This window comes from Roseiarcus sp. (assembly GCF_052145395.1).
GTDB lineage: Bacteria > Pseudomonadota > Alphaproteobacteria > Rhizobiales > Beijerinckiaceae > Roseiarcus.
Map to the genome: position 1 here is coordinate 1 of NZ_JBKQOT010000274.1, position 3,720 is coordinate 3,720.

Annotated in this window: 4 protein-coding genes; all 4 read right to left on the reverse strand. The window is 63.4% G+C overall.

From position 1 onward, the window contains the following. Nucleotides 1-213: 213 nt before the first annotated feature. Nucleotides 214-852 carry an NYN domain-containing protein gene (locus tag ACLP25_RS09225; RefSeq protein WP_442468905.1) on the reverse strand — a complete coding sequence of 213 codons (639 nt, stop codon included), beginning with the start codon at nt 850-852 and terminating at the stop codon, nt 214-216. Between the two features lie 529 nt (nt 853-1,381). Further along, nucleotides 1,382-2,647, reverse strand: coding sequence for a glycosyltransferase (locus tag ACLP25_RS09230; RefSeq protein WP_442468906.1), 1,266 nt, complete (start codon nt 2,645-2,647; stop codon nt 1,382-1,384). A gap of 7 nt (nt 2,648-2,654) precedes the next feature. Further along, a complete protein-coding gene (gene arfB / locus ACLP25_RS09235) occupies nt 2,655-3,068 on the reverse strand; it encodes an alternative ribosome rescue aminoacyl-tRNA hydrolase ArfB (RefSeq protein ID WP_442468907.1) in 414 nt (137 codons plus the stop codon). Between the two features lie 9 nt (nt 3,069-3,077). Further along, entirely contained in the window at nt 3,078-3,434 is a 357-nt protein-coding gene (locus ACLP25_RS09240; RefSeq protein ID WP_442468908.1) for a helix-turn-helix domain-containing protein, read from the reverse strand. Between the last annotated feature and the right edge of the window lie 286 nt (nt 3,435-3,720).

Here is a 3,720-nt window from a genome sequence, read left to right on the forward strand (position 1 = left end):
CCAAATACTAGGTCTCGATCCACTCACTACCCGTGGCTTCAATGTTCCAGTTGTTGATTGCGTCAAACACCTTTATGGCCCGTGTCAAGCTTGCGCTAGGTGCTTCGAGATTTATGTAAGACCAAGTGTTTCCTGGACCACCACGCCAGACTTGCAGCGTGCCACCTTGCCAACGGCCTGAAAATCTGTATTCGCCTATGGTCACAACGTTGTTTACGCCGGCAGGGGTGAGACCGCCTGACCGCCACCAATTATACTGCCGGATGTGCCGTTGCAAAACGCCGGCCGCTTGCCATCAGCAGTTAAGCAGTTGTAGTGGGCCTTGAAATCGAACAGGCGCGTGCTATCCGCCGCGCCCTTTAAATCAGCGTTCGCTTGAGGTGGATGCCAGAGAGTTACATGCAGCCCCTCGCCGACTAAGGCTCTAATAAGCGGAAGGAAATCGGCATCTCCTGCGAACAGCGTCGCCCGCGTTATGTTGCCCCGAAAGGCGTGCGTCATCATGTCGACTGCCAGTTGAACGTCGACGCCCTTTTGCCGCCTATCGGCCCCAACAATTTTCCCAAGGGCAACGTGGACACGATCGAGCGCCTGAATCTGCGCAAATCGATCGTGGTCTCCCTGAACACGCGCCTCGTAGGTGGCTTGGGCTTCTCCGTGCTCTTTGCCTGGAACGGCATCATAGTAAAAGATCTTATCGTACTCCCCACCTGCCATAGTCGGGATATAGGGTTGGTACTCGTTCTCGTCATTGAATAGATCGCGGCAAATAGTCCTGACGCTTGACCGGAGGCATCCTCCGTCGACGAAGAGATATTCTCGATCTCTTGGAGCGACTCCGCCGAAAACCATCACAAAAGACCTTTGCGAGTTAGACACCGCTGCGCGTGCGGTAGGAGTGCTGGACTTATACCTGTGCGGAGCGGAGTGGAAGCGGTGTGAACAATTGACACCATATTAACATATGCCAACTCGGAAGACGCCGGGTCCTTCCTACGAAATATGTCTTCGCCAACCGCACGCCCTGCATAGCTTCTTGCTGCCTTCGGGATTACGTGGTCAAGAAACACCTGCTTGGGTTCTCTCTTGGTGCAACACTGACGCCTTCGACGCGTCTTTCACGGGACGGCCGCTCATAGCGCTCTCCTCCCGTACCGGGATCGACCGGAAGGCAAAGGGCCGGATGTTAATCGTTCGCCAAGCCGTCTGCGAACGACCGCTCTTTGCGCACTCCCGCCATCCAATGGGGTCGGCTTCGATTGCCTGCAATCCGCCCTTTTTGCGGCGTTCCACGCCGGGCGCCGAGTGTCAGGCTTTGACGGCTAGTCTGGCTCTCGCGGCGCCCTTCGTCGACGCGGCAACCCTGGGTGGCGCACGCGCCTTATCGCGGGGCCGACCGTTCGATCGCGGCGACCGCATTGGCGAGTCCGTTCTCGGCGCGCACAGTTGCGCCGATTGCGGCGGCGCGTTCGCGCATAGCGTTGTCGCTCAGCGCCGTCCTGATCGCCGCGGCCAGCGCATCGGCGGTCAGCGCGCGGTGCGGCAACGGCGCCGGGGCTAGCCCGCGCGCGAAGAGGAGCCGCGCCCAGGCGTGCTGGTCGGTGATGAAGGGGGTGACGACGGACGGCTTGCCGGCTCTTAGCGCGGCGCCCGTCGTCCCGGCGCCTCCGTGATGGACGATCGCCGCCATACGGGGAAAGAGCCAGTCGTGCGGCGCCTCGTCGAGCGCGAAGATGGAGGGCGGCAGGTCGTTGCGCGCGAGTCCACCCCATCCGGCGCTGACGACCGCGCGCGCGCCGGCCCGCGCGACGGCAGCGAGGACCGCGTCGAGCGACGCATCGCGGTCGAAGAGCGCCATACTGCCGAAGCCGACATAGATCGGGATCGGACCGTCGGCGAGAAAGCGCTCGAGCTCCGGCGGCGGCGTCCAATTGGCGCGGTCGTCGAGAAACCACCAGCCGGTCACCTCAACATTGGCGGGCCACTCGCGGCTGCGCGGCAACAGGGCCTCGCTGTAGGCGAGAAGCAGCGTCTCGCCATGCCCGATCGCGCGCCTGAGCGGCGGCGCAAAAGGCGGCGGCGGCAGCCCACAGATCTTGCATGCGGGGCGATACGCCGGACGCATCGCGAGCCACATCCCCTGCTCCAAGCCATGGAACAGGGCGCGGTTCGCCCAGCCGGGCAGTCGTGGCGGGGCGGTCTCACTGGCTGCGAACAGAAAGTCGCGGGCCGCCAGCGCCGGCGCCCACCACGCGTGGACGCATGGAACCTCAAGCCGTTTCGCGAGCAGGGCGCCGAACGGTCCCATGAGCGCGGTGGCGACCATGAGGTCGGCGTCTTCTGCGCCCTCCAGAACCGCGGACGCGATTCCGCCGCCAGTTCTGCGGATCATCTGAAGCGACCAGCGGACGAGAGCGACCGGATTGCCGCCGCCCGCAAACAGCGCCTCGGTCTCGGGCGCGCGAAGCTCCTCGACCATATCAATCGGCATCGCGCGGAAGCCGACGCCGTATCGGGTGGCGAGCGCGGCGAAATTCCTGGGCGCAACGAGGCTCGTCGCATGGCCGTGCAAGGCCAAGGCCGCCGCGAGCGCAACCGCCGGCTGGACGTCGCCACGAGAGCCAAAAGCCAGCACGGTGACGTTCATGGGATGCTCAGTCCGAATCCGCCTTCCCTCTCAGTGCCTTGATCCCGCCCCGCCGGCTCTTTTCTTCGAGGCGGCGGATTTTTGAGGCGCGGGTCGGCTTGGTCGGCCGCCGCGGCTTCTCCCGCTCCTGCGCCTTCATGAGCAGCGCGGCAAGGCGGTCGCGGGCGTCCTCGCGGTTGCGCGGCTGGCTGGAAAAGCGCTGGGCGAAGATGACGATGACGCCGTCCTGGGTGGCGCGCGCGCCGGCGAGCCTGATGAGGCGGGCGGCGACGTCGTTGGGCAGGCTCGGGCTGCGGCGGGCGTCGAACCGCAATTCGACCGCGCTCGCGACCTTGTTGACGTTCTGCCCGCCGGGGCCCGAGGCGCGGACGAACGTCTCGACGATCTCGCTCTCGTCAATGAGCAACTCGCCGGCCTTCATTGGACGACCTCAGGCTGCATTCACGAGGACGCGGCCGGTCGGTCGCGAGCGAGGCTTTTTCTTGATCGTCATCTCCACGTCACGATCGAGCGCAGTGAGGAACGTCATCAGGCGCTCGACCGAGAATCCGTCGAGCCGATAGCACACCAGCGCCGAAATCTTCGGCTGTCCGACGCCGAGACGCGCGGCCGCCTCGGTCAGCGTGAGGCGCTTGGAGGCGACGATCTCGTTGATCGCGAGAGCGAGCCGGGGCTTCGTCTGCCGCTCTTCCGCGTCCGGATAGCCGAGATCGGCGAAGACGTTGGTCGAGCAGCACGCAATCGCTTTCCTCGGGAGTCGGTCGGTTAGGATTTCGGCTTGCCAAATCGCGCCTCATAGTCCTGTTGAGCGGTCTCGCGAGAACTGGGATAGCATGGGTTTGTGGGCGCGAACCAGCCCAAGGGCTGGGAGATAGTTAGTATCCGCGGTCGTTCTGTTGCTTTATCTTCTTAATTCTATGGCGTTGGTATTGGTCGATCTCTCGCGACAGGGGCGTATTACGATGGAATCCGAGGTGGGTTATTGAGACTAGATTGGCGCTCTGGGTTTGTGGGCCGCCGATATCGAGGCAACAGATTATGCCTCCTTCGTCTCCGGTATAAAATACGTCGAT

Coding starts and splice junctions, on each gene's coding strand:
- arfB (WP_442468907.1), bottom strand. CDS start 3,068: ATGAAGGCCGGCGAGTTGCTCATTGACGAGAGCGAGATCGTCGAGACG.
- ACLP25_RS09225 (WP_442468905.1), bottom strand. CDS start 852: ATGGTTTTCGGCGGAGTCGCTCCAAGAGATCGAGAATATCTCTTCGTC.
- ACLP25_RS09230 (WP_442468906.1), bottom strand. CDS start 2,647: ATGAACGTCACCGTGCTGGCTTTTGGCTCTCGTGGCGACGTCCAGCCG.